At 73.4% G+C, this 26940-nt stretch carries 27 protein-coding genes; 22 read left to right on the top strand and 5 right to left on the bottom strand.

Annotated features, from left to right (window positions below; translation table 11 throughout):
* Position 1: 1 nt before the first annotated feature.
* From tsf to EDD33_RS14870, 5 genes are all read left to right on the top strand, one after another.
* Positions 2–814 (top strand): translation elongation factor Ts, encoded by an 813-nt coding sequence (tsf, locus tag EDD33_RS14890; protein WP_123391749.1) that lies wholly within the window; start codon positions 2–4, stop codon positions 812–814.
* Between the two features lie 160 nt (positions 815–974).
* Entirely contained in the window at positions 975–1712 is a 738-nt protein-coding gene (gene pyrH, locus EDD33_RS14885) for a UMP kinase (RefSeq protein WP_123391748.1), read from the top strand.
* A gap of 20 nt (positions 1713–1732) precedes the next feature.
* On the top strand, positions 1733–2287 hold the full coding sequence (gene frr / locus EDD33_RS14880; RefSeq protein WP_211332721.1) for a ribosome recycling factor: 555 nt from the start codon (positions 1733–1735) through the stop codon (positions 2285–2287).
* Positions 2288–2324: 37 nt separating this feature from the next.
* Complete coding sequence (locus EDD33_RS14875; protein WP_342773624.1) at positions 2325–3242, top strand: phosphatidate cytidylyltransferase; 918 nt, start codon at positions 2325–2327, stop codon at positions 3240–3242.
* Positions 3243–3382: 140 nt separating this feature from the next.
* Positions 3383–5095, top strand: coding sequence for a phospholipase D-like domain-containing protein (locus tag EDD33_RS14870; protein WP_148077107.1), 1713 nt, complete (start codon positions 3383–3385; stop codon positions 5093–5095).
* Here EDD33_RS14870 and EDD33_RS14865 read toward each other — a convergent pair.
* Positions 5089–6126 (bottom strand): DNA polymerase IV, encoded by a 1038-nt coding sequence (locus EDD33_RS14865; protein WP_246003537.1) that lies wholly within the window; start codon positions 6124–6126, stop codon positions 5089–5091. The genes EDD33_RS14870 and EDD33_RS14865 overlap by 7 nt on opposite strands.
* 116 nt (positions 6127–6242) lie before the next feature.
* Here EDD33_RS14865 and EDD33_RS14860 point away from each other — a divergent pair, with 116 nt between their 5' ends.
* From EDD33_RS14860 to EDD33_RS14815, 10 genes are all read left to right on the top strand, one after another.
* A complete protein-coding gene (locus EDD33_RS14860; RefSeq protein ID WP_123391743.1) occupies positions 6243–6983 on the top strand; it encodes a YwaF family protein in 741 nt (246 codons plus the stop codon).
* Positions 6964–7701, top strand: coding sequence for a prolipoprotein diacylglyceryl transferase (locus EDD33_RS14855; protein ID WP_123391742.1), 738 nt, complete (start codon positions 6964–6966; stop codon positions 7699–7701). Before EDD33_RS14860 ends, EDD33_RS14855 begins: the two co-directional genes overlap by 20 nt.
* Complete coding sequence (locus EDD33_RS14850; RefSeq protein WP_211332561.1) at positions 7698–9308, top strand: radical SAM protein; 1611 nt, start codon at positions 7698–7700, stop codon at positions 9306–9308. The genes EDD33_RS14855 and EDD33_RS14850 overlap by 4 nt, the downstream gene beginning before the upstream one ends.
* On the top strand, positions 9305–9610 hold the full coding sequence (locus tag EDD33_RS14845; RefSeq protein WP_123391741.1) for a hypothetical protein: 306 nt from the start codon (positions 9305–9307) through the stop codon (positions 9608–9610). The genes EDD33_RS14850 and EDD33_RS14845 overlap by 4 nt, the downstream gene beginning before the upstream one ends.
* Positions 9611–9649: 39 nt before the next feature.
* A complete protein-coding gene (locus tag EDD33_RS14840) occupies positions 9650–10039 on the top strand; it encodes a hypothetical protein (RefSeq protein ID WP_123391740.1) in 390 nt (129 codons plus the stop codon).
* A gap of 63 nt (positions 10040–10102) precedes the next feature.
* Positions 10103–11230, top strand: coding sequence for a dual-specificity RNA methyltransferase RlmN (gene rlmN, locus EDD33_RS14835; RefSeq protein ID WP_123391739.1), 1128 nt, complete (start codon positions 10103–10105; stop codon positions 11228–11230).
* 103 nt (positions 11231–11333) lie between these two features.
* Positions 11334–12002, top strand: a complete 669-nt coding sequence (locus EDD33_RS14830) for an SDR family NAD(P)-dependent oxidoreductase (RefSeq protein WP_123391737.1) — start codon at positions 11334–11336, stop codon at positions 12000–12002.
* Positions 12003–12095: 93 nt separating this feature from the next.
* Positions 12096–13274: a glycosyltransferase family 4 protein gene (locus EDD33_RS14825; protein ID WP_246003536.1), complete on the top strand. Its 1179-nt coding sequence runs from the start codon at positions 12096–12098 to the stop codon at positions 13272–13274.
* Positions 13275–13392: 118 nt separating this feature from the next.
* A complete protein-coding gene (locus EDD33_RS14820) occupies positions 13393–13803 on the top strand; it encodes a Crp/Fnr family transcriptional regulator (protein ID WP_123391736.1) in 411 nt (136 codons plus the stop codon).
* Between the two features lie 30 nt (positions 13804–13833).
* Positions 13834–14943, top strand: coding sequence for an adenylate/guanylate cyclase domain-containing protein (locus EDD33_RS14815; protein WP_246003535.1), 1110 nt, complete (start codon positions 13834–13836; stop codon positions 14941–14943).
* Here the strand turns inward: EDD33_RS14815 and EDD33_RS14810 are convergent.
* Complete coding sequence (locus EDD33_RS14810) at positions 14836–15954, bottom strand: LOG family protein (RefSeq protein WP_246003534.1); 1119 nt, start codon at positions 15952–15954, stop codon at positions 14836–14838. The genes EDD33_RS14815 and EDD33_RS14810 overlap by 108 nt on opposite strands.
* 55 nt (positions 15955–16009) lie before the next feature.
* Here EDD33_RS14810 and EDD33_RS14805 point away from each other — a divergent pair, with 55 nt between their 5' ends.
* The gene (locus tag EDD33_RS14805; protein ID WP_123391735.1) at positions 16010–16570 is read left to right on the top strand and encodes an AMP-binding protein; all 561 of its coding nucleotides are present in this window, start codon (positions 16010–16012) and stop codon (positions 16568–16570) included.
* Positions 16571–16646: 76 nt separating this feature from the next.
* Positions 16647–18113, top strand: coding sequence for an NAD-dependent succinate-semialdehyde dehydrogenase (locus EDD33_RS14800; RefSeq protein ID WP_123391734.1), 1467 nt, complete (start codon positions 16647–16649; stop codon positions 18111–18113).
* 15 nt (positions 18114–18128) lie between these two features.
* Here EDD33_RS14800 and EDD33_RS14795 read toward each other — a convergent pair whose 3' ends face one another.
* The gene (locus EDD33_RS14795) at positions 18129–18941 is read right to left on the bottom strand and encodes an SDR family NAD(P)-dependent oxidoreductase (RefSeq protein ID WP_123391733.1); all 813 of its coding nucleotides are present in this window, start codon (positions 18939–18941) and stop codon (positions 18129–18131) included.
* Positions 18942–18972: 31 nt separating this feature from the next.
* On the opposite strand from EDD33_RS14795, the gene EDD33_RS14790 reads away from it, so the two are divergent.
* The 4 genes from EDD33_RS14790 (at position 18973) to ispG (ending at position 23738) form a co-directional block, all read left to right on the top strand.
* Positions 18973–19911, top strand: a complete 939-nt coding sequence (locus EDD33_RS14790; protein ID WP_170169840.1) for an SDR family NAD(P)-dependent oxidoreductase — start codon at positions 18973–18975, stop codon at positions 19909–19911.
* A gap of 211 nt (positions 19912–20122) precedes the next feature.
* Entirely contained in the window at positions 20123–21244 is a 1122-nt protein-coding gene (locus tag EDD33_RS14785; protein WP_123391731.1) for a 1-deoxy-D-xylulose-5-phosphate reductoisomerase, read from the top strand.
* Positions 21241–22566 carry a M50 family metallopeptidase gene (locus EDD33_RS14780; protein WP_123391729.1) on the top strand — a complete coding sequence of 442 codons (1326 nt, stop codon included), beginning with the start codon at positions 21241–21243 and terminating at the stop codon, positions 22564–22566. The genes EDD33_RS14785 and EDD33_RS14780 overlap by 4 nt, the downstream gene beginning before the upstream one ends.
* A gap of 20 nt (positions 22567–22586) precedes the next feature.
* Positions 22587–23738: a flavodoxin-dependent (E)-4-hydroxy-3-methylbut-2-enyl-diphosphate synthase gene (gene ispG / locus EDD33_RS14775; protein ID WP_123391728.1), complete on the top strand. Its 1152-nt coding sequence runs from the start codon at positions 22587–22589 to the stop codon at positions 23736–23738.
* A 142-nt stretch (positions 23739–23880) separates the two neighbouring features.
* Here ispG and EDD33_RS14770 read toward each other — a convergent pair whose 3' ends face one another.
* Positions 23881–25275, bottom strand: coding sequence for a hypothetical protein (locus tag EDD33_RS14770; protein ID WP_246003533.1), 1395 nt, complete (start codon positions 25273–25275; stop codon positions 23881–23883).
* 40 nt (positions 25276–25315) lie between these two features.
* The gene (locus tag EDD33_RS14765; RefSeq protein ID WP_148077106.1) at positions 25316–26014 is read right to left on the bottom strand and encodes a hypothetical protein; all 699 of its coding nucleotides are present in this window, start codon (positions 26012–26014) and stop codon (positions 25316–25318) included.
* A 73-nt stretch (positions 26015–26087) separates the two neighbouring features.
* On the opposite strand from EDD33_RS14765, the gene EDD33_RS14760 reads away from it, so the two are divergent.
* Positions 26088–26933 (top strand): GNAT family N-acetyltransferase, encoded by an 846-nt coding sequence (locus tag EDD33_RS14760; RefSeq protein ID WP_123391726.1) that lies wholly within the window; start codon positions 26088–26090, stop codon positions 26931–26933.
* The last annotated feature ends 7 nt before the right edge of the window (positions 26934–26940 follow it).

Raw genomic sequence — 26940 nt, 5'->3', positions numbered from 1 at the left:
CGTGGCGATCACCGCCGCCGACGTCAAGAAGCTCCGCGACCAGACCGGCGCGGGCATGATGGACAGCAAGAAGGCCCTCACCGAGGCCGACGGCGACTTCGAGAAGGCCGCCGAGCTGCTCCGCATCAAGCTGGGCAAGAAGGCCGCCGAGCGCGGCGCCGAGCGCGAGGCCACCTCCGGCCTCGTGGTCTCCTCCGGGGGCGCGCTGGTCGAGCTCAAGAGCGAGACCGACTTCGTCGCCAAGAACGCGGACTTCGTCGCCACCGCCCAGCGCATCGCCGAGGCGGCCGACCAGGCCCGTGCCGGCGACGTCGAGACCCTCAAGGGTGTCGAGCTGGACGGCAAGACCGTGGGTGAGGTCGTCGCCGACCTCGCCGCCACCATCGGCGAGAAGATCGAGCTCGGCGAGGTCGCCCACTTCGAGGGTCAGTCCGTGGTCTACCTGCACAAGCGTGCGGCCGACCTGCCGCCCGCCGTCGGCGTGCTCGTGGAGTACGACGGCGCGGACGCCGACGCCGCGCGCGGTGCCGCGATGCAGATCGCGGCGATGAAGCCGCAGTACCTCAGCCGTGACGAGGTGCCCGCCGAGGTGGTCGACAAGGAGCGCGAGATCGGCGCTGCCATCGCCCGCGAGGAGGGCAAGCCCGACCAGGTGATCGACAAGATCGCCGAGGGTCGTCTCAACGGCTTCTTCAAGGACGTCGTCCTGCTCGACCAGGCGTCGGTCTCGGAGAACAAGAAGACGGTCAAGGCCGTCCTCGACGCCGCCGGCGTCACCGTGAAGCGGTTCGCCCGCTTCGAGGTCGGCGCCTGACGCGCTGAGTCATCCACGAAGGGCGTCGTCCAGCGGACGGCGCCCTTCGTCGTGCTCGGCCACGACCCGGCGCGGACGCCCCGGCCACCGGTTTCCGGCTCGGGGTGAGCGTCGAGTAGGTTCCCTGGGGTCGGGACCACGGGTAGCGAAGGGATCGCGCATGGCGTACGAGCGGGTGCTCCTCAAGCTCTCCGGTGAGGTCTTCGGAGGCGGCAAGGTCGGTGTCGACCCCGACGTGGTGCGCGGCATCGCGCGCGAGGTCGCCTCGGTGCAGCAGGCCGGCGTCCAGGTCGCGATCGTGACCGGCGGCGGCAACTTCTTCCGCGGCGCCGAGCTGCAGCAGCACGGCATGGACCGCGCCCGGGCCGACTACATGGGCATGCTCGGCATCGTCATGAACTGCCTGGCCCTCCAGGACTTCCTGGAGAAGGAGGGCGTCGAGACGCGGGTGCAGACCGCCATCACCATGGGCCAGGTCGCCGAGCCCTACATCCCGCGCAAGGCGATCCGCCACCTCGAGAAGGGCCGGGTCGTCATCTTCGGCGCCGGCGCGGGCCTGCCCTACTTCTCCACTGACACGGTCGCCGCCCAGCGGGCGCTGGAGACCAAGTGCGAGGTCGTGCTGATGGGCAAGAACGGCGTGGACGGGGTGTACGACGCGGACCCGCGCACCCACCCCGATGCCGTGAAGTACGACGAGCTCAGCTTCGACGACGCGCTGCGCCAGGGCCTCAAGGTCGCCGACGCCACCGCGTTCGCGCTGTGCATGGAGAACAGGCTGCCCATGGTCGTGTTCGGCATGAGTCCGGAAGGCAACATCCTGCGCGTCGTCCAGGGTGAGAAGATCGGAACGCTCGTCAGCGCCGGACCCGGCAGCGACGGGCGCCACCCACGCTAGGAGAGAAGAACCCCGTGACGATCAACCAGTCCCTGACCGACGCCGACCAGCGCATGGCGAAGGCCGTCGAGGTCACCCGCGAGGAGTTCGCCGCGATCCGCGCCGGCCGGGCCAACCCGCAGATGTTCTCCAAGCTGACCGCGGACTACTACGGCACGCCCACCCCCGTGCAGCAGATCGCCTCGTTCACGGCGCCGGAGGCCCGGATCATCCTGGTCGCGCCGTACGACATGAGCGCGCTGCCGGCGATCGAGCGCGCCATCCGCGACAGCGACCTGGGCGTGAACCCCTCCAACGACGGCAAGATCATCCGCTGCGTCTTCCCCGAGCTGACCGAGGAGCGCCGCAAGGAGTACATCAAGATCGCCCGCGCCAAGGCCGAGGACGGCAAGGTCTCCGTGCGCAACATCCGCCGCAACACCAAGCAGGCGCTGGAGAAGCTGGAGAAGGACGGGGAGGTCGGCAAGGATGACGTCACCGGCGCGGAGAAGAAGCTCGACGGGACCACCAAGAAGCACGTCGACCAGATCGACGAGATGCTCAAGACCAAGGAAGCCGAGCTGCTCGAGGTCTGAGGACCTCCGAGCACTCGCCCGTCCGGCCCGTCGCCCCGTGACCCAGCCGCCGTCGCCTCAGCAGCAGCCCGAACAGCGGCCCCCGCAGCCGACCGACCCCGTCGACCACCCGCCCGCCGAGGCCGTGAAGACCTCGCGTGCAGGTCGCAACCTGCCCGCAGCCATCGCCTCGGGCGTCGGGCTGGGCGCGGCGATCATCCTCTCGCTGGTGATCTGGAAGCCGGCGTTCATGCTGATCGTGGTCGCCGCCGTCCTGGTGGCGGTCTGGGAGATGCACCGGGGCCTGCAGGCGCGCGGGATCGACCTGCCGCAGGAGCCGTTGATGCTCGGCGGCTCGATCATGGTCGTCGTCGCCTTCCTCGGCGGGCGTGACGACGGGCCCGACGCGCTCATCACCGCCACCGCCGTCACCGCCCTGGTGACGATGCTGTGGCTGCTGCGCCGCGGGGTCGAGGGCTACGTCCAGAACGCCACCGCCTCGGTGTTCACGCTGATCTACATCCCGTTCCTGGGTTCGTTCGTGGCGCTGCTGCTCGCCGAGGACGGCAGCGACGGCGTCAAGGGGATCGTGACCTTCGTGGTGATCACCGTCGCCTCCGACATCGGGGGGTACGTCGCCGGCGTGCTGTTCGGCAAGCACCCGATGGCACCGGTGATCTCGCCCAAGAAGTCGTGGGAGGGGTTCGCCGGGTCGGCCCTCGCCTGCGTCGCGGCGGGCGTCCTGCTCGTCGTGCTGCTGCTCGGCTCCGACTGGTGGATCGGCGTCCTGCTCGGCCTGATCGCCGTCGTGATGGCCACGCTGGGCGACCTGTGCGAGTCGGTGATGAAGCGCGACCTCGGCATCAAGGACATGAGCCAGATCATCCCGGGTCACGGCGGTCTCATGGACCGGCTCGACTCGCTGCTGGCCACCATCGCCCCGATCTGGCTGGTGCTGCACTACCTCGTCTTCTAGTCGAGCTCCCGCGTCGCTGCCCAACGGGTGGGACGCAGGGTCGCGTTTCGGTCGTACCGGCGTGACGGCGACTCGGAAGTGTCTAGGATGCGGGGTCTCGCCGTCCTGGTCGGCAGAGCGCTCGGAACCCTGGAGTGACCATGACGCCCACCTCGTCCGGTCGGCCGTTGCGGCTGCTGCTGCTCGCGGTGCTGGCGCTGGCACTGGTGATCAGCGGGACCAGCACGGCCGAGGCCGCCAAGCGCCGGGTGTCGGTCAGCCTGGACAGCGGCACCCGTGCCGGTCTCAAGGGCGACCGGGTGCGGGTGACCGGCGTCGCCAGCGCGCCCGCTCGATCCACGGTGAGCCTGCAGCGCAAGGTGGGCTCGTCGTGGAGGACCGCGGCCAGCACCCGCACCACCTCGGTGCGGAGGTTCGGCTTCGACGTGACGCTCAGCAGCACCGCGAGCTTCCGGGTGCGCTACGCCGGCAGTCGCTCCTACGCCGCCGCGGTGTCCCGGTCCTTCACCCTCTCCGCGCTGTCCTGCACCTCGCGCTCGGCTCCGGCCAACGGCACCGAGGTCCTCTTCAACCGGCCCGGTGGGACGGGCGCGTCCACCGCGGCGCGGAAGATCGCGCAGACCATCTGCTCGGCGCAGCGTGGGTCGCGCATCGACATCGCGATGTACTTCATCCGCTACTACGCCAGCTCGTGGACCGAGGCCAACCTGATCGTCGACTCCCTGGAGCGGATGGCCCGCTACCGCGGCGTGAAGGTGCGGGTGCTGCTCGAGGGTCGTCTGGTCCGCCCGGGACTGGAGCTGCGGGCCAGCTACCTCAAGCTGCGCACCTTCGCCGACGTCGTCACCTGCGACTTCGGGTGCCACAGCGTCGTCCCGGTCAGCACGACCGGGGGCACGCAGGGCATCCAGCACCACAAGTTCATGACGATCACCGACATGCGTTGGGCCGGCGACGTCGACCCCCTGGTGCTGAGCTCGACCGGCAACTGGAGCCGCGCCCAGTTCAACAACAACTGGCAGAGCACGGTCCTGCAGTACGACGACCCGGTGCTGACCCGGGAGTTCCGCGTGCAGTTCGAGCAGCTGCTCAGCTGCGCCGACGCGTCGCGCTGTGGGAGCTGGGCCACGGCCCGACGCAGCTTCGGTGCGACCGCTGAGGGCTACACGATGACCCTCGGCAACGGGGTGTGGGCCGAACCCAGCGCCGAGCGGCCGGGCACGGCGGGTCGCGGCAGCAGCGTCAGCTTCTCCCCGCAGCACACCTCCGACCGGATGGCCTACGCCCTGGAACGCTTCTCCTGCACGGCGACCCACCGGACGGTCCGGGTCGCCCAGATGTTCGTCACGCCGAGCCGACCGCGCATCCTCGACGCGCTGGCGCGACTGCAGGCCCAGGGATGCGACGTCCGGGTCGTGGTCAACCAGCCCGTCGGGACGGCGCAGACCGCCGGTGTCGCCCGGATGCTCCAGGACGGTCTGAACGTCCGCTGCACCACCGGGGTGCACGAGAAGCTGATCGCCATCGACGGCGTGGACGGCCTGGGGCGCGTCGACCGGAGCATCTGGACCGGGGCCCAGAACCTCGGCTACAACGCGCTGAGGCGCAACGACGAGGCCGTGCTGCGCCTGTCCACCGCGGCTGCGACCGGGACCTCGCGGACGGCGATCGCCGGCGCGCACACCGCCTACCTGGGCTACTGGGACCAGATGCGCGCCACCACCTCGCGCTGTGCCACGGTGCCTTCCACCGCCCGCCTCGACCCCTCGGTGGTCGGGCCCGGGACGGCCGAGCTGAGCCGCCTCGCCGACAGCCTCACCAGCGACCCCGACGACGTGGTCCCGCCTCAGTAGCCGCCCTCCGGGGCCTCCATCTCGGCCCGCACGCCGAGCAGGCGCACCGGTCGGTCGTCGTCCAGCGCGGCGAGCAGGTCGGCTGCCGTCGCGGCGACCAGCTGCGCGTCGTACGTCGGGGTGGGGAGCGTGCGTGAGCGGGTCACGGTGGAGAACGGCGCGAACCTGACCTTGAGGTGCACGCGGACGCAGGCGCGTCCCTCGGCGCGGACGTCGTCGACGACCCGGGTGGCCAGCTCGAGCAGCGCCGCCCCGACCTCCGGCCCGGGCTGCAGGTCGCGCTGGTAGGTCGTCTCGCGGCCGTGGGCGCGGGCCACCCACGGGGTGTCGTCCACGACGTCGGTGCTCACCCCGCGTCCCAGTCGGCCCAGGTAGGGGCCGGTGCGGGGACCGAACTCCGCGGCGAGCACCCCGTCGTCCGCCGCCGCGAGGTCGCGGACGGTGGCGATGCCGAGCGCGGCCAGCCGCGCCGCGATGCGGCTGCCCACGCCCCACAGGTCGCGCGCGGGGCGCTCGCCCATGACCGCGAACCAGTTCTCCCGGGTCAGCCGGAACCGGCCGCGGGGCTTGCCGAGGTCGGTGGCGGTCTTGGCGCGGACCGTGGTGTCGCCGATCCCGACGCTGCAGTGCAGCCCGGTCGCGGCCAGGACCGCCTCCTGCGCGGCGCGGGCCCACGCCTCGGGGTCGTCGGTGGTGACGCCGACGAACGCCTCGTCCCAGCCGAGCACCTGCACCACGGCACCCGGTTGGGCGCGCAGCGTGTCCATGACGACCGCCGAGGCCGCGTCGTACGCCGCGTGGTCGCTGGGCAGGAGGACGGCGTCCGGGCAGCGTCGTACGGCGGTCTTCAGCGGCATGCCCGACCGCACGCCGTGCTCGCGCGCCTCGTAGCTCGCGGTGGCCACCACCGCCCGCTCGGTCGGGTCGCCGCGTCCGCCCACCACCACCGGCCGGCCGGCGAGCTCGGGACGGCGCAGGACCTCGACCGCGGCGATGAACTGGTCCATGTCGACGTGCAGCACCCAGGGCACGGGTCCATGATGGCCCCGGGAGGACGCCGGCGGGCCCCAGGATGACGTCGGGTACCCGGGTCGTCCTGAGTACCTGCACCCATGACGTCGCCCCGTGACCCCGGAAGGATCACGACATGGATCCCGCCGACGCCCGGTTCCAGGCCTTCGGACCCGACCACCTCGCGTGGCTCGTGGTCTGCCTGGTCGGGTGCGCGGGAGCCGTGTGGCTGGGACGACGGCTCCGTGCTCGGGGGGTGGAGCCGTCGTTCCGGCGCGCGGTGGCGGTGCTGCTGGTCGTGACCACGGTGCCGCTGCAGGTGCTGCAGCTGCTGCCCGGCGACTTCCGGCTCGGCACCTCGCTGCCGCTGCAGATCTGCGACCTGGCCTGGATGCTGGCGGCCTGGGCGCTGTGGACGGGACGTCGGCGCCCCGCCCAGGTGCTGCTGCTGTGGGGCGTGACGCTGGTGCCGCAGGCGGTGCTCACCCCGGCGCTGGTGGAGACGTTCCCGGACCCCCGCTACCTGATGTTCTGGTCGATGCACCTGCTGACGATCTGGTCGGCGGTCCACCTCGGTGCCACCGGTCAGGGCCGTCCGAGCTGGCGCGGGCTGCGCGTCGCCGTGGCGGCCACGCTGGCGTGGGTGGTCTCGGTGATGGTGCTCAACGCCGCGATCGGCACCAACTACGGCTACCTCAACGGCAAGCCGTCGGGTGGGTCGCTGCTCGACCTGCTCGGTCCCTGGCCGGCGTACGTCGTGGCGGAGGTCGGGGTCGTGCTCGTGGTGTGGACGGTGGTGACGGCCGCCGTGGCAGGGTGTCGCCCACGCGGCGGACGCGTCCCGGAAGGAGCGGCGGTTGTTCCCCACCCTCGGTGACCTGCTGGGCGTCCCGCTGCCGGTCGACACCCACGGCACCTTCGTGGCGCTGGGGGTCGCCGTGGCGGTCGGCGTCTTCGTCGTCGAGGCCCGCCGGCGCGGGCACACCGACGACCGGCTGCTCGTCGTGGTCACCGGTGCGCTGGTCGGCGGCGCGCTGCTCATGCGGCTCGGCACCTGGCTGCAGCACGCCGACCTCCGCGACAACGCGACGCTGGTCGAGCAGTGGCTGCGCGGCAACCGCAGCGTCCTCGGCGGCCTGGTCGGCGCCTGGCTCGGGGTGCACGTGGCCAAGCGGCTGGTGGGCTACCGGCTGCGCACCGGCGACCTGTTCGCCCCCGCGGTGGCGCTCGGGATGGCGGTGGGGCGGGTCGGCTGCCTGCTGACCGAGCCACGTCCGGGCGGCGGCACCAACTGGTCCTTCGTCCCCGAGATCGGCTTCCACGTCGCGAGCTTCGCCGTGGTCTGGTGGTGGCTGCGGCACCGGTCGCTCCCCCCGGGCGAGCTGTTCGTGTGGTGGGTCGCGGCGTACGGGATCTTCCGGTTCGTCATCGAGCTCTCCCGCGGCAACGAGGTGGTGTGGGCCGGCCTGACCCGGCCGCAGCTGTTCCTCGCCGTCACCGTCCCGCTGGTGCTGCTGCGCATCGCGCTGCGGTGGCGCTCCGGCGCCTACCGCGGCCCCACCGGCACCACCACCGAGGAGCTGGTCGCCCGATGACCGCACCACCGACCGGTCCGGTCCCGGCCCGCGGCCCGGGGATGCCCCTGCGCGGCGACCGGGTCCACCGCTACGTCAACGCCTTCTGCCCGCTGTGCCACGAGGAGCGGCCCGACCGGCCGCTCGCCGAGGTGCAGCGGCTCTCGGGCTGGCTGGTGGAGCGTGACGGCCGCATCTGGCTCGAGCGCGGCTGCGCCGGCCACGGCCTGGTGCGCACGCTGTACGACGAGTCGCCGGAGATCCTGACCTACCTCGAGCAGTGGACGGCGCCGACCAAGGTCCACACGCCCGACCTGGTCGGCAACTTCGCGCCGGTGCCCGCGGCCTACGAGCACGGGCTGCCGGAGATGCAGACCCAGCACACCTGCATCCTGCTGGAGGACCTGCTCGACCACTGCAACCTCAAGTGCCCGACCTGCTTCGCCGCCTCGGCGCCCGCGCTGGCCTCGGTGGCGCCGCTGGAGCAGGTGCTGGCCTCGATCGACGCCCGCCTGGCCCGGGAGCGCGGCCGCATCGACGTGCTCATGCTCAGCGGCGGCGAGCCGACGCTCTACCCCTGGCTGGCCGAGCTGCTCGACGCCGTCGCCGCCCGTCCCGTGGTGCGGGTGCTGGTCAACACCAACGGCCTGGCCATCGCCCGGGACGACGACCTGCTGGCGCTGCTGACGCGGCACCGGGAGCGGGTCGAGGTCTACCTGCAGTACGACGGGGAGTCGGCCGAGGCCTCGGTCCACCACCGCGGCGCCGACATCCGCCGCTTCAAGGAGCGTGCCGTCGAGCGGCTCTCGGGCGCCGGCATCTTCACCACGCTGACCATGACCGCGGCGCTCGGCGTCAACGACGACGAGATCGGCGTGGTGCTCGAGCGCGCCCTGGACACGCCGTACGTCGGGGGCGTGACCATCCAGCCGGTCTTCGGCTCGGGCCGCTCGGCCGGCCTGGACCCGATGGACCGGCTCACCCACACCGGGGTGCTCGCGCGGCTGGAGGAGCAGACGGCCGGGGTGGTCACCTGGCGCGACCTGACCGCGCTGCCGTGCTCGCACCCGCACTGCTGCTCGGTGGGCTACCTGCTGCGCGACGACTCCGGCAGCTGGCGCTCGCTGGTCTCCCTGGTCGGCCACGAGCGCCTCAAGCAGTGGCTCGACCTCGAGCCCGACGTGCTGGCCAACCGGATCGCCGACGACGCCATCCCCGACCAGCTGCGCGGCGTGGTCAAGCAGTCGCTGCTCGACCTGCTCTCGGAGCAGTCGTCGCTGTCGCACCCGAGCATGGGCTCGATCTGGAAGGACATCTGCACCGCCTGCGACCTCGGCATCGGCACGCTCACGACACTGGCCGCCTCGCGCCTGCCCGGCGGCCACCAGCGGCTGCGGCGGCTGCTGGGGGAGCGGGTGCTGCGCGTGACGGTCAAGCCGTTCATGGACATGAACACGATGATCGAGGAGCGGCTCACGCAGTGCTGCGTGCACGTCGCCACCGTCGGGCGCGACGAGGCGGGGGAGCCCGCCCACCAGTGCGCGCCGTTCTGCGCGGTGCAGGCGTGGGCGCCGCTGTCGCGCAGCCGGATCTCGAGCGCGGCCGGGCTGCCGCTGGTGCCGCGGTGAGCGACCCGCGGCAGGTCGCGCCGCCCCACGAGGAGGCGCCGGCGCACGAGTCGTTCGACCCGCTGCGGCTGTGCGTCTACGCCACCGTGGCCCTGCTCGCCTGGCTGCTGGGTCCCGTCGCGCTGCTCGGGTTCGCGGTGCTCGGCGCGGTCGGCTACACCCGCGCCCGACGGGCCGGGCTGCTCCGGTCCCGCTGCAGGCTCGGCGACACCCGGCTGGTGATCGCCTACCTGGTCGCGCTGGCGGTCGCCGGAGCGGCCGGCACGGCGTACGCCCTGACGGGCGGGCACGTCGGTGTCTGACCCCCTCGCCGTCCCACGACCCCACCGGGAGGACCACCGATGAGCCAGCAGCCGCCGCCGCCGTACGCCGGTCCGCCGGTCCCGCCCGGCAGCCCGCCGCCCGGTCACCCGGGCCGTCCGGGGCTCAGCAACAAGGCGAGGTTCTGGATCGGCTTCGCCCTCGCCGCACCGCTGATGTTCGTGCTGGCCTTCCTCACCTCGATCCCCTCCGCCGTGCTGTCGGCGCTGCCGTCGGTGGACCCCGCCGTCGGAGGTGTCGCGCAGCTCGCCGTCGGCGTGCTGGAGCTCGTCGGGCTGGTGGCGGCGCTGGTGGTGGAGCGCACCCGCTGGTGGGCCATCGGCTTCCTCGCCGGGGCGGCGACGGTGCTGATCGTGCTGGCCGGGGCGTGCGTGGTCATCCTGGTCGCCGTGCTCGGCTCGTCGGGCTGAGCCGCGTGACCCAGGTCGCTCGATTGGGGTGCGGCACGGGTCCGGTGGGAGGATGGACCGGCTATGAGTGAACCCCTCAAGACCCTGCCCCTCGTCTTCGAGGAGCCCCCGCGCCGCGGCAAGCCGCCGCGCCACCTCGCCGACCTCACGGCCGCCGAGCGCAAGGCGCGCCTGGAGGAGCTGGGCCTGCCGGGCTTCCGCGCCAAGCAGCTCTCCACCCACTACTTCTCGCGCCTGGTCGACGACCCGGCGCAGATGACCGACCTGCCGGCCAGTCAGCGCCAGGAGCTCGTCGACGGGCTGCTGCCCCACCTGATGACCCCGCTGCGCACCCTCGAGGCCGACAAGGGCACCACGGTCAAGACGCTGTGGAAGCTCTTCGACGGCGCGCTCGTGGAGTCGGTGCTGATGCGCTACCCCGGCCGCGTCACGATGTGCGTCTCCAGCCAGGCCGGCTGCGGCATGGCCTGCCCGTTCTGCGCCACCGGCCAGGGTGGTCTGCAGCGCAACATGTCGACCGCCGAGATCGTCGAGCAGGTCGTCGCCGGCGCCCGGGCGCTCGCGCGTGACGAGGTCGCCGGTGGTCCCGGCCGCGTCTCCAACGTGGTGTTCATGGGCATGGGCGAGCCGATGGCCAACTACAAGGCCGTCATCGGGGCCGTGCGCCGCCTCACCGACCCGACCCCCGACGGCCTGGGCATGTCGGCCCGCGGCATCACCGTCTCCACCGTCGGCCTGGTCCCGCGGATCAACCAGCTGACCGAGGAGGGGATCCCGGTCACGCTCGCGCTGAGCCTGCACGCACCCGACGACGAGCTGCGCGACGAGCTGGTGCCCGTCAACACCCGCTGGAAGGTCGCCGAGGCCGTCGAGGCCGCCTGGAACTACGCCCGGGTCACCAAGCGCCGCGTCTCCATCGAGTACGCCATGATGCGCGGCATCAACGACCAGGCCTGGCGCGCCGACCTGCTGGGCGACCTGCTCAACTCCTACGGCGACTGGGGCTGGGTCCACGTCAACCTGATCCCGCTCAACCCCACGCCGGGCTCGAAGTGGACGGCCAGCGACCCCGCCGACGAGCGCGAGTTCGTCCGCCGCCTCGAGGCCAAGGGCGTCCCCACCACCGTGCGGGACACCCGCGGCAGCGAGATCGACGGCGCCTGCGGCCAGCTGGCCGCGGTCGACGACTGACCCGGGGTCGCGAGGTCCGGTCCGGGCTCCCCGAGGGGTCGCTCCGACCGTCTCGACGCCCCCACCGGGAATGACTCGGGTGGGGCAGCTGGTTGAAACCTGCATGACTACTCTCGCCATCATCGGAGCAGGCAAGGGGCTCGGCGCTGCCGTCGCCCGTCGTTTCGGCAAGGAGGGCTTCGCCGTCGCCCTGATCTCGCGGCACCAGGGGCGCCTGGACGCGCTGGCCAGCGAGCTGGAGCAGGACGGGGTGCAGGCCAAGGGCTTCACCGCCGACGTCCGCGACCCCGACAGCATCGCCGCCGCGCTGGAGCAGGTGACCGAGACGCTCGGGCCGATCGAGGTCCTGCAGTACAGCCCGCTGCCGCAGAAGGACTTCATGCGCCCCGTGCTGGAGACCACGCCGGCCGACCTCCGCGGTCCGGTCGAGTTCTCGATCTACGGCCCCGTCGCCGCCGTCCACCAGGTCGTCCCGGGCATGCGGTTCCTGCCCGAGGGCGCCAAGCCCAGCATCCTGTTCGTCAACGGCGGCTCGGCGGTCAAGCCGGGTCGCAACGTGACCGGCACCTCGATCGCGTTCGCCGGACAGAAGGCCTACGTCGACCTGCTGCACGAGGTGCTCGGCGAGGAGGACATCTACGTCGGCCAGCTGATCATCGGTGGCGCCATCGTCGCCGGTGACGCGGAGAAGGACCCCGACGTCCTCGCCGACCGCATCTGGAAGCTCCACGAGCAGCGCGACACCCTGCGCGACCAGGTCTCGGAGGACTGAGCGACCGGCGCCGCGTGACGGCCACCGGTCGTTCACCGGCACGTCCGCGCGGCCGGGCGGTCCGGACACCCGCCGTTCCTAGCGTGCGGGTTCGTGGACACCGTCGTACGTCTCCCCGCTGCCCGGATCCCCGCCCTGGCTCCTGCCCGGCCGCTGCGCGTGCTGGTCGTCACCGAGTCGTTCCTGCCCCAGGTCAACGGCGTCACCAACTCCGTGCGCCGCGTCCTGGAGCACCTGCGCTCCCACGGCCACGAGGCGCACCTGGTGGCCCCCTCCGGGCCCGGGTCCTACGCCGGGGCGCCGCTCCACCGGGTCCGCAGCGTGGCGATGCCGACCTACCGCGACTTCCCGGTGGGGGTCGCCACCCGGGCGCACCTGCGCCGGCTGGTCGACGAGGTGATGCCCGACGTGGTGCACCTCGCCTCCCCGGCGTGGCTCGGGCACCAGGCCGGTGAGGCCGCCCGCAGCCTGGGCGTGCCCGTGGTCGCGGTCTACCAGACCGACCTGGTCGGGTTCGCCGAGCGCTACCCGTTCCCGGGAGCGGCGTCGCTGATGCGGGCGCTGACCCGGCGGGTGCACGGCCCGGCCGACCGCACCCTGGCCCCCAGCAGCGCCAGCCACGAGCAGCTCGCCGGCCTCGGGATCCAGCGGGTGCACCGCTGGGGCCGCGGCGTGGACACTGAGCTGTTCGACCCGCGTCGACGCACGGGCGCGCTGCGCGAGGAGCTGCGGGCCGGCGACGACCTCCTCGTGGGGTACGTCGGTCGGCTGGCCGCCGAGAAGGAGCTGGAGCTGCTCCGGGGCGTGCACGCCCTGGCCGGCGTACGGCTGGTGCTGGTGGGGGGAGGCCCCGAGGAGGCGCGGCTGCGACAGCTGCTGCCGCGGGCGTCGTTCCTCGGCGTGCGCCACGGTGAGGACCTCGCCCGCGTGGTGGCCTCGCTGGACGTCTTCGCCCACACCGGCAGCACCGAGACCTTCTGCCAGTCCGCGCAGGAGGCGCTGGCCAGCGGGGTGCCGGTGGTGGCGCCGCGCGCCGGCGGACCGCTCGACCTGGTGGTCGAGGGCCGCAACGGCTTCCTCTTCGACCCCGGCTCCGCGGCCGGGCTGGCGGGCGTCGTCGAGGCGTTGGGCGCCCGGCCCGCCCTCCGGGCGCGGCTGGCGGACGCGGCCCGGCGTAGCGTGCTCCACCGGTCGTGGGAGGCCGTCAACGCCGAGCTGCTGGAGCACTACCGCGCCGTGGCCGTCGCCCCGAGCAGCCGCGCCAGCGCCTGAGCCGTGCGGTCGAGCGACGTGAGCCTCGTCTCGGGGCCCTGGGAATCGGTGGACACGGCCCTGGGGTCACGGGAGACTCACCGGTAACACGTTCGTCGACGAGTGAGGAGGCCCCCGGATGGCCGAGGAGCTGGACCCCGAGAAGCTCGGATCGTTGAACCGGCTGGAGAGCCTGAGCCAGAAGGACCTGAAGAAGGTCGTCAGCAGGGGCAGCCACGTGCGGCTGCCGGCCAACTGGTCGCTGATCTGGGAGAAGACCCCCGGCGACAAGGCCTACCTGATCGTCGAGGGCGAGGTGTCGGTCCGCAAGAACAAGCAGGAGGTCACCCGCCTCGGTCCGGGCGACGTCATCGGCGAGATGGCGATCGTGGGCCACAAGCTGCGCTCCGCGAGCGTCGTCAGCCTGACCCCCGTCGAGGTCGTGCACTTCACCAAGGAGGCGCTGACCAGCCTGCTCGACGAGGTGCCCGCCTTCGGCGACGCGCTGCGCGGCACCACCGAGGACCGCCTGGGCGCACCGGCCGAATGAGCCCCGCATGACCCGCCCGTCGCCCCACCGGTGAGCGAGCACGCCGGCCGCCGCGAGCTGGCGGACCTGCTCGAGGTCTTCCTGCTCGGCGAGGAGCCGTCGCTGACGGCGACCCAGGTCGCCGAGCAGGTCGGCATCCCCTACGAGGACGCCCGCGTGCGCTGGCGCTCGCTGGGGTTCTCCGAGGTGGACCCCGACGAGGTCGCCTTCACCCGGGCCGACCTCGACGCGCTGCGCCTGACCCAGGAGCTCGTCGAGCTCGGGGTGGTCGACGAGGAGGACCAGTCGGCCCTGGTGCGGACCATGGGCCGCAGCTTCGCCCGCCTGACCGAGTGGCAGCTCGGTCTGCTCGCCCGGGTCGTCGACGTCGACGAGATGAGCGTCGAGGAGCTCACGGCGGTGATGGAGCGCATCACCCCCGCGGTCGAGCAGCTGCAGAGCTACGTCTGGCGCCGGCACACCGTCGCCACCGCGAGCCGGTTGCTGCTGGCCGACGCCCCGGAGGCGAGCGGTGACGACGACGCGGGCACGGACTCCGAGGGCGTGCTGATGGGCGTCGGGTTCGCCGACATCGTCGGCTTCACCCGGCAGAGCCGCTCGCTGAGCCGGCGCGAGACCGCCCGGCTGGTGGACCGCTTCGAGGAGCGGGCGCTGGAGATCGTCAGCGCGCACGGCGGCCGCATCATCAAGTCGATCGGTGACGAGGTGCTCTTCGTCGCCGACCGGCCCGAGGACGTCGCCGCGATCGCGCTCGAGCTCGTCGAGGAGACCGACCGCGACGGCGACTTCCCCGAGCTGCGGGTGGGTCTGGCCTGGGGTCGGGCGCTGGCGCGCTTCGGCGACGTGCTCGGTCCGGTCGTCAACCTGGCCTCCCGGCTCACCGGCACCTCGCGGCCCGGCCGCGTGCTCGTCGACCGGGCCCTGGCCGAGGAGCTCCAGGACCGCGACGGGCTCAAGCTGCGCCGGGTGCGGCGTACGTCGGTCAAGGGCTACCGCCGCCTCGAGCCGTGGTCGCTGCGCCGCGGCGACCGCTCAGCCGAGCAGGACCGAGGCCGCGTCGGCGGGGTCGTCGACGAGGACGACGGAGCGGGCCATGGGACGTCCGTCGGCGAGGGCGCGCAGGAGCGGCCAGACCGGTAGCACCTGCGTCCAGTGGTGCTCGCCCACGAAGACCATCGGCGCGACGTCGTCGGCATCGGCGTAGTAGTTGGTGCACGCCGCCTGGAAGACCTCCTGCACCGTGCCCGCGGCGCCGGGCAGGTAGACGATCCCGTCGCGGCACTTCTCCAGCAGCACGTCCTCGCGGATGGCGTTGCGGAAGTACTTCGCGGTGCTGGTGGCGAACACGTTGGGCGGCTCGTGGCCGTAGTGCCACGTCGGGATGCCGACCGAACGGCCGCTGTCGGGCCGGTCGTCGTGGCCGGTGACGGCGGCCAGGCCGGTCCGGGCCCAGGACCCGATGTCGGGGGAGTACGACGGGACGGCGGCCACCTCCGCGAGGGCGGCGTCGAGCACCTCGGGCGGGCTGTCGCCCAGCCGGGCGCCCAGGTTGCCCGCCTCCATCGCGCCCGGTCCGCCCCCGGTCGCGACGGTCAGCCCGCCGGCCGCGAGCCGGTGGGCGAGGCGGGCGGCGGCGCCGTACACCTCGTCGGTGCGGCTGACGGCGTGGCCACCCATCAGCCCCACGACGTGGTGGCCGCGCAGCCGCTCCTCGAGCGCGTCGTCGACCGAGGCGTCGTGGATGGCCATCGCGAGCTGGTCGGCGAGCCGGCCGCGGTGGGAGCGGCGCGACCAGCCGTAGACGCGGGCGTCGAGGGTGCCGGGGTAGCCGCCGTCGTCGAGGCCGGCGTAGAGCTCCTCGGGGGTGTAGAGGTGCGGGCGCCACGGGTCGAACGGGACCCCCGGCACGTCGGGGAACACGAGCGCGCCGCCGTCGCGGAGGTGCTGCTCGAGGTCGGCGGACATCGTGCCGCCCAGCACCAGGGCACCGGCGGGGTCCAGCGCCAGCAGCGCGTCCTCCTGGGCGGAGGCGTCGACGTCCTGGAGCTGCCAGCCGGCCATCGAGCCGCCCGCCCCCGCCTGCTGGACCGCGCGGGCCAGCTCGTCGGGGGACTCGATCTCGTGCCAGTTCCGGCTGCCGCTGCGGGTCACCGGGCGATCATGCCGCAGCGGTGGGCGCCGCGCGGCTCCCGGCTAGCGTGGTCCCATGCGCAGCCGCTCGGTGACCAACGTCAGCTGGGACCTCCTCGACGCCCCCGTGATCCACGGCCGCGGCGAGGACCCGTTCCTGGAGGCGGCCGCCGGGCGCACCTGGACCCACGCCCGGCTGCTCGAGGAGGTCGCCGCGCTCGGCGGCCTGCTGCACCACCTCGGTGTCGGCCCCGGCGTCCCCGTGGTCGTCGACCTCGCCGAGGACCACGCCGTGGAGGCGGTCGTGGCCGCGCTGGCCACGGCCCGGGTCGGCGGCGTGGTCCGCACCGACGAGGACCCCGCCGCGCCGGTCGCGGTGGTCTCCGGCGGCACCGACGCGGCTCCTGACGGACGCACCCGGCTGGTGCGGACGCGGGAGGGCGAGGTGGCGGTCGAGCCCGACCTCGACTGGTCGGTGATGCTGCGCGCGGGTCGCACCGACCCGGCCGCGTGCCAGGTGCTCGAGCCCGGAGCGGCGTACTCCCCGACGCGGAGCGTGGTCGAGCAGGCCGAGGCCCTGGCGGCCGAGCCGGCGCCGTACGCCCCCGAGGCGCTGCGGCGGCTGCTGCAGGTCTGAGGCCCGGTCCTAGGGTGGGTGCCGGGCCGCGCGCAGACGGGCCCGCGACGACGCCGTCCACCCGGAAGGACCCCGCATGAGCACCCACCCCGACGCCCGACGCGTCCTGGACGCCGCCCCGCGACAGCTCTACGTGGCGGGCGCCTGGCGTGACGCCGAGGGCGGCGCGACGATGCCGGTCGAGGACCCCGCCACCGGCGAGACGCTCTGCGAGGTGGCCGACGCGAGCGTCGCCGACGGGGCGGCCGCCCTCGACGCCGCCGTCGCGGCGCAGCGCGACTGGGCGGCGACCCCGCCCAACGAGCGCTCGGAGGTCCTGCACCGCGCCTTCACGCTGATGCAGGAGCGCAGCGACGACCTGGCGCTGCTGATGACGCTCGAGATGGGCAAGTCGCTGGCGGAGTCCCGGGGCGAGATCGCCTACGCCGCGGAGTTCTTCCGCTGGTTCACCGGCGAGGCGCTGCGCATCGACGGCTACTTCAAGCAGGCCGGCAACGGGCAGAGCCGGGTGCTGGTGATGAAGCAGCCGGTCGGCCCGTGCCTGTTCATCACGCCGTGGAACTTCCCGGCCGCGATGGGCACCCGCAAGATCGCCCCGGCCATCGCCGCGGGCTGCACCATGGTCGTCAAGCCCGCGGAGCAGACGCCGCTGTCCATGCTGGCGCTGGCCAGGCTGCTCGAGGACGCCGGACTGCCCCCGGGCGTGCTCAACGTGGTGCCGACCTCCTCTTCCAGCGAGCTGGCCAAGCCGCTGATCGCCGACCCGCGGCTGCGCAAGCTCAGCTTCACCGGCTCGACCGAGGTCGGCCGCACCCTCATCGCGCAGGCCTCCGAGCAGGTGCTGAAGACCTCGATGGAGCTCGGCGGCAACGCGCCCTTCGTGGTCTTCGAGGACGCCGACCTCGACGCCGCCGTCGAGCAGGCGATGGTGGCCAAGATGCGCAACATGGGGGAGGCCTGCACCTCGGCCAACCGGTTCCACGTGCAGGAGTCCGTCGCCGAGGAGTTCGCCGCGAGGCTGACCGCGAAGATGCAGGCGCTCACGCTCGGCCACGGCGCCGACGAGGGCACCGACGTCGGTCCGCTCATCGACGCCGACCAGCGCGGCAAGGTCGCCGAGCTCGTCGACGACGCCGTCTCCAAGGGCGCCACGGCCGTGACCGGCGGCGGGATCCGCGACGGGGCGGGCTACTTCTTCGAGCCGACCGTGCTGACCGGCGTACCCACGGACGCGCGGCTGCTCAAGGAGGAGATCTTCGGGCCCGTCGCACCGATCGCCACCTTCACGACCGAGGAGGAGGCGGTCGCGGCGGCCAACGACACCGAGTTCGGCCTCGTGGCCTACCTCTTCACCCGCGACCTCTCCCGCGCGCTGCGGGTCAGCGAGGCGCTGGAGACCGGCATGATCGGCCTCAACCAGGGCCTGGTCTCCAACGCCGGCGCCCCCTTCGGCGGCGTCAAGCAGTCGGGTCTCGGCCGCGAGGGCGGCAATGAGGGGATCGCGGAGTACCTCGAGACCAAGTACGTCGCCGTCAAGCTCTGAGGTCGCTCCGCTGCGTCAGGAGCCGCGGCGGCGGGAGACCAGCTCGAAGGCGGGGCCGACGGTGCGGTCCCAGATCGCCGGGGCGAGGTTGAAGGCGAGCAGCATGGCGTAGTTGCTCCAGGCCGTCTGCACCGAGCGGGTCGGCGTACGACGTCCGTGGGCGTGGCGCAGCACGGCGCGGGCGGCGCGTTCGGGGGAGATGGTCGGCGGGGGCGGGGTGTTGACGCCGCCGGCGGCGTCGAGCGCGCTGCCGTAGATCGGGGTGTCGACGCTGCCGGGGGCGACGTGGACGATGCGGACGCCCGGGGTGTCGAGGTTCTCGATGTGCAGCTGGCGCGCCAGCGCACGGACGCCCCACTTGCTCACGACGTACGGCGTCATCTCGGGCACGTTGATGTGGCCCAGCAGCGAGCCGACGAGGACGAGGGTGCCCTCGCCCTGCTCCCGGAGGACGGGTACGACGTGGCGCGCGACGTTGGCGGCCCCCAGCAGGTTGGTCGAGACCACCGAGTCGAAGTCCTCCGGCGTGGTGTCCTCGGTCCGGCCGTAGCTGACGACGCCGGCGCAGTGCAGCACCGCGTCGAGCCGACCGGTCGTGCGGACCACCTCGGCGACGGCGTCGGCCACGGCGGTGTCGTCGGCGACGTCGGCCGCGACGACGGTGGTGCCGGAGGCGCCGGCGGCCGCGCACTCCTCGGCGACCTCCTCCAGCTTCTCCTTGCGCCGCGCGAGGAGGGCGACGTGGTCGCCGGCCTCCGCGGCCTGGACGGCGGTGGCGCGGCCGATGCCGCTGGAGGCGCCGGTGACGAGGACGGTGCGTGAGGTCATGGGTGATCTACCTGTCCGTAGGGTGCGAGGGGTGACGACTGACGAGGGTGTGGCGGGTCCGGGGTGCGTGCTGATGGTCGTGGGCGGGACGTCGGGGATCGGACTGGCCGTGGCCCGTGCCGCGAGCGCCCGCGGCGACGTCGTCGCCGTGGTGGCCCGCGACGCCGGCCGGGTGGCCGAGGTCGCTGCGGGGCTGCCGGGCCCGGCGCTCGGCATCGCCGCCGACGTGGTCGACGGCGTGGCCGTGGAGCGGGCGGTGGCCGAGGTGCTCGAGCGCCACGGCCGGCTGGACGCGGTGGTGACGACGGCCCAGGTGATGGCCTACGGCGACGTCGAGGAGGTGCCGACCGAGGTGGTGCAGCGGGTGGTCGACACGGCCGTGATGGGCACCCACCACCTGGCCCGGCAGGTGCTGCCGGTCTTCCGCCGCCAGGGCGGCGGCACGCTGGTGGTGGTCAGCTCGTTGCTGGCCGAGATCGCGGTCCCCTCGATGGGCGTCTACAGCGCCGCCAAGTGGGGCCAGCTCGGCCTGGTGCGGGCGATGCAGGCCGAGACCCGTCACGAGCGCGGCATCCACGTCTGCCTGGTCAAGCCCGGGGCCATCGACACCCCGATCTACCACCAGGCCGCGTCGTACGCCGGGAGCCGCGGGTCGGCGCCCCCGCCGGTGATCACGCCCGAGGCGGTGGCCACGAAGTGCCTGGCGATGCTCGACCGGCCGCGCCGGGCCGCGGACGCCGGGCCGGTCAACAAGCTCGCCGTGCTCGGCTTCCGCTACCTGCCGTTCGTCTACGACCGCATCTCGGGCCCGCTGGTCGACCGGGTCGCCCTGCGCGGCCCGAGCACCGACGACGGCCCCGGCAACGTCTTCGCGGCCGACACCGGGCGCGAGGGGTTGCGGGGCGGCTGGACGCCGGTGGGCCGGCTGCGCCGCGCCGACGGGAAGGCACGCTGGCGCCGCCGTCGCTGAGGCGGCGTACGGGTGGGACACGGGGTCGCTCGCTCCTGTCGGGAGCCGCAGACGACGGAGCGCCGTCCCGGGCGGGCCGGGCCGGCCGGCGGTGCAGGGTGGTGCGGTGCTCCGTCGCGTCTGGGGCCGCGGTGGTGGAGCGGGGCTGGACTCTCCAGCGTAGCCAGCGGTGCGTGAGGCACCCGCCGGCGTCGGCTGCCACCATGGGGCGGTGAGCAAGCGCCGTGACGTCGTCATCCTCGGGTCCACCGGCTCGATCGGCACCCAGGCCCTCGACGTGGTCCGGGCCCACCCCGACCGGTTCCGGGTGGTGGGGCTGACCGCCGGGGGGTCGCAGGAAGAGCTGTTCGAGCAGCAGGTCGCCGAGCTCGCCCCGGCCTTCCACGGGCTGGGGGAGGACGCCTCGGTCGAGGCGGCCGGGCTGGGGTGCGACGTGGTCCTCAACGGCATCACCGGCGCCGTCGGGCTCCGGCCCACCGTGGCCGCGCTCGAGGCCGGCAACGTGCTGGCGCTGGCCAACAAGGAGTCGCTGATCATCGGCGGTCCGGTCGTGACCGACCTCGCGGCGCCGGGCCAGATCGTGCCGGTCGACAGCGAGCACAGCGCGTTGGCGCAGTGCCTGCGGGGCGGCGGCGCCGCGGAGGTGCGCCGCCTCGTCCTCACCGCCAGCGGGGGACCGTTCCGCGGCCGGACCCGCGACGAGCTCGCCGAGGTGACCCCCGAGCAGGCGCTGGACCACCCCACCTGGGCGATGGGCCCGGTCGTGACCATCAACTCCGCGACCCTGGTCAACAAGGGCCTGGAGGTGATCGAGGCGCACCTGCTCTTCGGCATCCCGTTCGAGGACATCGAGGTGGTGGTGCACCCCACGAGCGTCGTGCACTCGATGGTGGAGTTCACCGACGGCTCGACCCTGGCCCAGGCGAGCCCGCCGACCATGCTGATCCCGATCGCCCTCGGCCTGGCCTGGCCCGACCGGGTGCCCGGCACGGCGCCGGCCGTGGACTGGACGACCGCGCAGACGTGGGAGTTCTCCCCGCTCGACGACGAGGCCTTCCCCGCGGTGCGGCTGGCCCGCGAGGCCGGCACCCGCGGTGGCACCGCCCCGGCGGTCTACAACGCCGCCAACGAGGTGTGCGTGGAGGCGTTCCGGCGGGGCCGGCTGCGGTTCGTCGACATCGTCGACACGGTCGCCCTCACGCTGCGGGCGCTGACCGCGCACGACGTACCCTCGCAGCAGCCAGCGGCCCGGCTCACCGTCGACGACGTGCTCGCCGCCGACCGCTGGGCCCGCGACCACACCCAGAGCCTGCTGAAGGACGCCCCTGCATGACCGTGCTCCTGTTCGTCCTCGGCGTCCTCGTCTTCGTGGTCGGGCTGCTGGGCTCGGTGGCCCTGCACGAGGCCGGGCACCTCATCCCGGGCAAGCTGTTCCACGTCAAGGTCACGCAGTTCATGATCGGCTTCGGCCGCACGCTGTGGTCGCGGCAGCGCGGCGAGACCGAGTACGGCCTCAAGGCGATCCCGCTCGGCGGCTACTGCAAGCTCGTCGGGATGGTCCCGCCCAACGCCGACGAGGGCGCCACGGCGACGATGGTCCGCAGCCGGCCCACCGGGATGTTCGCCCAGCTCGCCAGCGACGCCCGGGACGCGGAGTACGAGCACGTCGACGCAGCCGACCACGGCCGCCTGTTCTACGACAAGCCGTGGTGGCAGCGGCTGGTCATCCTGGGCTCGGGCGTGGCCATCAACCTGGTGCTCGCGTTCGTGCTGTTCGCGATCACCTTCATGGGCTACGGCGTCTACCAGGCCACCACGACGGTCTCCCGGGTCTCGGAGTGCGTGATCGCGGTGACCGCGGTGACGGCCGACCAGCCGCAGCGCGACTGCACGGCCGAGGACCCCGCCTCGCCCGCCCGGGAGGCCGGGTTCCGGCCCGGTGACCGGTTCGTCTCGATCAACGGCGAGCCGGTGCGCACCTGGCGCCAGACCCAGCAGGCGATCCGTGGCAACGGCGAGCGGACCGCCGCCGTCGTGGTCGAGCGCGACGGTCGCGAGGTCACGCTGCGACCCACCACCACGGTCACCACCCAGGTCACGGACGCCGAGAAGCCGACCGAGGTCTCCGAGGTCGGGTTCCTGGGCGTGGTGCCCACCCAGGAGCGGGAGCGCCAGGACCTCGGCTACGTCGTCTCGGTGATGGCCGACGGGACCTGGCAGACGCTGAGGACCATCGGCACCCTCCCGGCGCGGGTCTGGGACGCCGGCCAGGCCGCGCTCGGTCTGGAGGAGCGCGACCCCAACGGCCCGATGAGCGTCGTGGGCGCCGGCCGGGTCGCGGGGGAGCTGGCCTCGGAGGACCGGGTGCCCGCGCTCGACCGGTTCTTCGCGATCATCACGCTCCTGGCCGGGCTCAACCTGTTCCTCGGCCTGGTCAACCTGGTGCCGCTGCCGCCCTTCGACGGCGGCCAGATGGCCACCACGCTCTACGAGACGGTCCGGCGGGCGTTCGCGCGGCTGCGCCGCCGGCCGGATCCGGGAGGGGTCGACGCGGCCAAGCTGCTGCCCGTCACCTACGTGATGGCCTCGGTGATCCTGGTGGTCAGCCTCGTGCTGGTGGTCGCCGACGTGCTGGCCCCGATCACCCTCTCGTGACCCGCTCCTAGACTGGGGCCATGACTTCTGTGTCCCTCGGCATGCCGGCGGCCCCGCCGCCCGTGCTGGCCCCGCGTCGCCCCACCCGCCAGATCCAGGTGGGCAAGGTCGGCGTCGGCAGCGACCACCCGGTCTCGGTGCAGTCGATGACCACGACGCTGACCTCCGACATCAACGCGACGCTGCAGCAGATCGCCGAGCTGACGGCGTCGGGCTGCGACATCGTCCGCGTGGCCTGCCCCTCCCAGGACGACGCCGACGCGCTGCCGGCGATCGCCACCAAGTCGCAGATCCCGGTGATCGCCGACATCCACTTCCAGCCCAAGTACGTCTACGCCGCCATCGAGGCCGGCTGCGCCGCCGTACGCGTCAACCCGGGCAACATCCGCAAGTTCGACGACCAGGTGAAGGAGATCGCGCGGACCGCCAAGGACCACGGCACCTCGATCCGGATCGGCGTCAACGCGGGCTCGCTCGACAAGCGGATCATGGACAAGTACGGCAAGGCCACGCCCGAGGCGCTGGTCGAGTCGGCGGTGTGGGAGGCCTCGTTGTTCGAGGAGCACGACTTCCACGACTTCAAGATCTCGGTCAAGCACAACGACCCCGTGGTGATGGTCCGCGCCTACGAGCTGCTCGCCGAGGCCGGCGACTGGCCGCTGCACCTCGGTGTGACCGAGGCGGGCCCGGCGTTCCAGGGCACCATCAAGTCGGCCACCGCGTTCGGCGCGCTGCTCTCGCAGGGCATCGGCGACACCATCCGCGTCTCGCTCTCGGCCCCGCCGGTCGAGGAGGTCAAGGTCGGCATCCAGATCCTGCAGTCGCTCAACCTGCGCCCCCGCAAGCTCGAGATCGTCTCCTGCCCGTCGTGCGGCCGCGCCCAGGTCGACGTCTACAAGCTGGCCGAGGAGGTCACCTCCGGCCTCGAGGGCATGGAGGTCCCGCTGCGCGTGGCCGTCATGGGCTGCGTGGTCAACGGTCCCGGCGAGGCCCGGGAGGCCGACCTCGGGGTGGCCTCGGGCAACGGCAAGGGCCAGATCTTCGTCAAGGGCGAGGTCATCAAGACCGTGCCCGAGAGCCAGATCGTGGAGACCCTCATCGAGGAGGCGATGCGCATCGCCGAGACCATGGAGGCCGAGGAGGGCGCGTCGGCCCAGGTGAGCGTCAGCTAGGTCCGGCAGGCCGGCGTACGTCGGTGGGCGCGGCCGTCGTCGGTCCGGTTTCCCAGGTGATGAAGGGAAACCGGGTCCTCGCACACGGTGCGACGTGTGTGAGGAGGCAGTTCGGGTTCATCACCTGGGAAACCGGTGCCCGTCACCACACCGTGTAGAAGAGGTGCTGCACGACCAGGGCGGTCAGCAGCTGCAGCGCCAGGCCCCAGCGTCGCCACCGCTCGGGCAGCAGCGCGCAGGAGACGAGCAGCCAGGGCATGAAGGGCAGCCAGATCCGCTCGACCTCGGCCTTGCTCATCCCCGACGCGTCGGCGGCGGCGACCATCAGGACCCCGGCGGCGGCGAGCAGCAGCGGCGCCCGGTGGCGGCGCAGCCCCTCGCGGGTGGTGGCGAGCAGGTGGGCGACCCCGGCCCCGACGAGCGGCCCGGCGCTGAGGAACAGCAGTGCCAGGTTGGCCCAGCGCCAGTAGTCCTCGGGCCGGTCCTTGGCGATGCCCTCCTCGTAGCGGTCGACCAGCACGGGGTAGTAGTCCCACCACGCCCAGCCCGCCGCGGCGAAGCCGAGCACGACCACGAGCGCGCTCGCCGCCGCGACCGGCAGCGGCAGCCACGACCGTGCGGCGAGCAGCACGGCCACCGCGACGACGCCGAGCAGCGGGAGCCCGTAGGACATCATCACCACGGTCCCGAGGAGCAGCCCCGCGAGCGCCGACCAGGCGAGCGCGGGACCGCGGCGGGCGGCCGTGGCACCGAGCGCGAGGCAGGCGATGCCCCAGGCGCCGAGGGCGGCGAAGACCGCGTCGCCGGAGACCGCCGCGAACACCGCGGTGGGGGCCAGCACCAGGAACGGCGCGGCACGGCGCGCGGTGCCCTCCGCGTCCAGCGCCCGCAGCGCGACCATCACGGCGGGCGCGGTGCTGGCCGCGACCAGCACCACCACGACGCTCGCGGCCAGGTCGCCGCCGAGCCCGACGCGGACCAGGCCGACGAAGAACAGCAGCGCCGCGGGCGGGTGCCCCGCGACGTGGGTCGGGAACGCGCCGTCGGAGTAGAGCGGCATGCGGCTCTGCCAGGTGTCGAGCAGCGCCGGGACGTCGGTGACCTCGCGGGCGGTGACGAGGTACTCGTAGGGGTTGCCCAGCTGCCGGGTCAGGCCCTCGCTGCCGTCGACGAGGGCGAGCGAGCACAGCCACCCCAGCCCCACGGCGTACGACGTCAGCAGCAGCGTGCGCCAGGAAAGCCGGTCGGCGACCCGGGCGGCGTACCTCCAGGCGAGCAGGGCCAGCAGCACCGCGGGAGCCGTGCCGGGGCCCCACCACTTCGGCTCCCAGAGCCCGTGCAGCGGCGGCACCTCCCGGTCGGAGGCGTTGCGCGGGGCCCGCGGGTAGACCTGCTCACCGCTGTGGCCCGGCCACCAGAACGCCCACACCACGACGCCCACCGCGGCCGCGAGGCCCACCCAGGGGAGCAGCCGGGAGAGCAGCGGGCGCCAGCCGTCCGCCCGGTGGTGGTCGGGGTGGGTGGCGCGGTCGGTCACGGCCGAAGCATCGCAGGACGGCGGTGAGGGACGTGCGGGGTCAGCCGGCGACGCGCAGGCCGCGCTCGATCGTGCGCTGCGCGGTGCGCGCCTTGCGCCAGGCGGCGCTCTCCTGCGACAGGAAGGCCAGGTCCTTCTTGGTCTTCGCCACCGACTTCTTCACCGTGGGGTCGATCGCGGTGGCCTGCTGCCAGCCGGCGAGCTGGTCCTTCTCGGCCCGTGGGGCCTGCTTCTGCAGCGTCGTCAGGGCGGACCGGACCGCGGCGCGGCTCGGGGGCTTCTGCGTGCCCTTGCGTGCCTTCGGCGGGGTGTACGCCGCGGCGTCCTCGGCCAGCCGGTCGTGCTGGTAGAGCACGTCGTAGCGGCGCAGCGAGCTGCTGAGCTCCTCCAGGGCGGTGACCTGGGCGCGCTGGGTGTCCAGCGTCTTCTCGCAGTCCGAGGCCGAGGCGCTGACGGCGTAGTAGTCGAGGGTCGCGGACACGCTGGTCCACCGGCCGGCGATCGCGGAGGGGTGCTCGTCCTGCGACCGGTCGCCGACCTCGTCGGCCAGCTCGCGCCACTGCGTGCGGCACGCCGCGTCCTGCGGGTCCACCTTCTCGGCGGCCGGCTCGGCCCTGCCGCCGTCGCCGCCGTCGCCGTCGCTGCCGCCGCCGCACCCGGCGAGCACACCGCCCATCAGGGCCAGCGCCAGCAGGGGGACCGGCAGCCGGTGGCGGGGGTGAGCCCAGGGGTGAGACATGGCCACACCGTAGACCTCGCGCGGGTCTGCTGACTCCCGAACCCGGCGACCCCCGTTGCCGTAGGCTCCCCGCGTGGTCCGGACGAGCCAGAGCGTGCGCGTGCTGGGCCCCTCCGACGTGACGGCCGCGCTCGCCGTGGTGGCCCGGGACCCGGTGGCCAACGTCTTCGCCGACTACCGCACCCGCATCACCCAGCTCGACCCGCGCTGGCTGGGCGGCGAGATGTGGGGCTACCACGAGGGTGACGAGCTCGTCTCGCTGTGCCACGTCGGCGCCAACCTGGTCCCCGTCGCCGCGAGTGCCGCGGCGTGCGAGGCGTTCGCCGAGCGGGCCACCCGCAACAGCCCCCGCAGCTCCACCATCGTGGGGCCGCGCGACGCCGTCGAGGTGCTCTGGGCCGGGCTGGAGGACAGCTGGCCCCGCCCGCGCGAGCTGCGCTGGGACCAGCCCCACCTCGTCACGACCCGGGCGGCCGACATCGCGTGCGACCAGCAGGTCCGGCGTACGACGCGCGAGGAGGCGGCGGTGCTCTACCCCGCCTGCGTGGCGATGTACACCGAGGAGGTCGGGGTCTCGCCCGAGGTCGACGGCGGCCGCGACCTCTACCGCGCCCGCGTGAACCAGCTCGTCGGCCGCGGCTGGTCGTTCTCCCGCATCGAGGACGGCCGGGTGCTGTTCAAGGCCGAGGTGGCGTGCGCCAGCCCGAGCGCCTGCCAGATCCAGGGCGTGTACGTCGACCCCGAGCTGCGCGGACAGGGGCTGGCGGCCGCCGGCATGGCGACCGTCGTGGCCACCTGCCTGCGCGAGATCGCCCCGGCGGTCTCGCTCTACGTCAACGCCCACAACACCGCCGCGCGGGCGGCCTACGCCCGGGCCGGGTTCGAGCAGACCGACACCTTCTCCACCATCATGTTCTGACCCGAGG

It is taken from the genome of Nocardioides aurantiacus (genome assembly GCF_003752505.1).
Taxonomy (GTDB): domain Bacteria; phylum Actinomycetota; class Actinomycetes; order Propionibacteriales; family Nocardioidaceae; genus Marmoricola; species Marmoricola aurantiacus.
The sequence above is the reverse complement of the archived record's forward strand: the minus strand, read 5'-3'. Positions and strand labels throughout refer to the sequence as shown.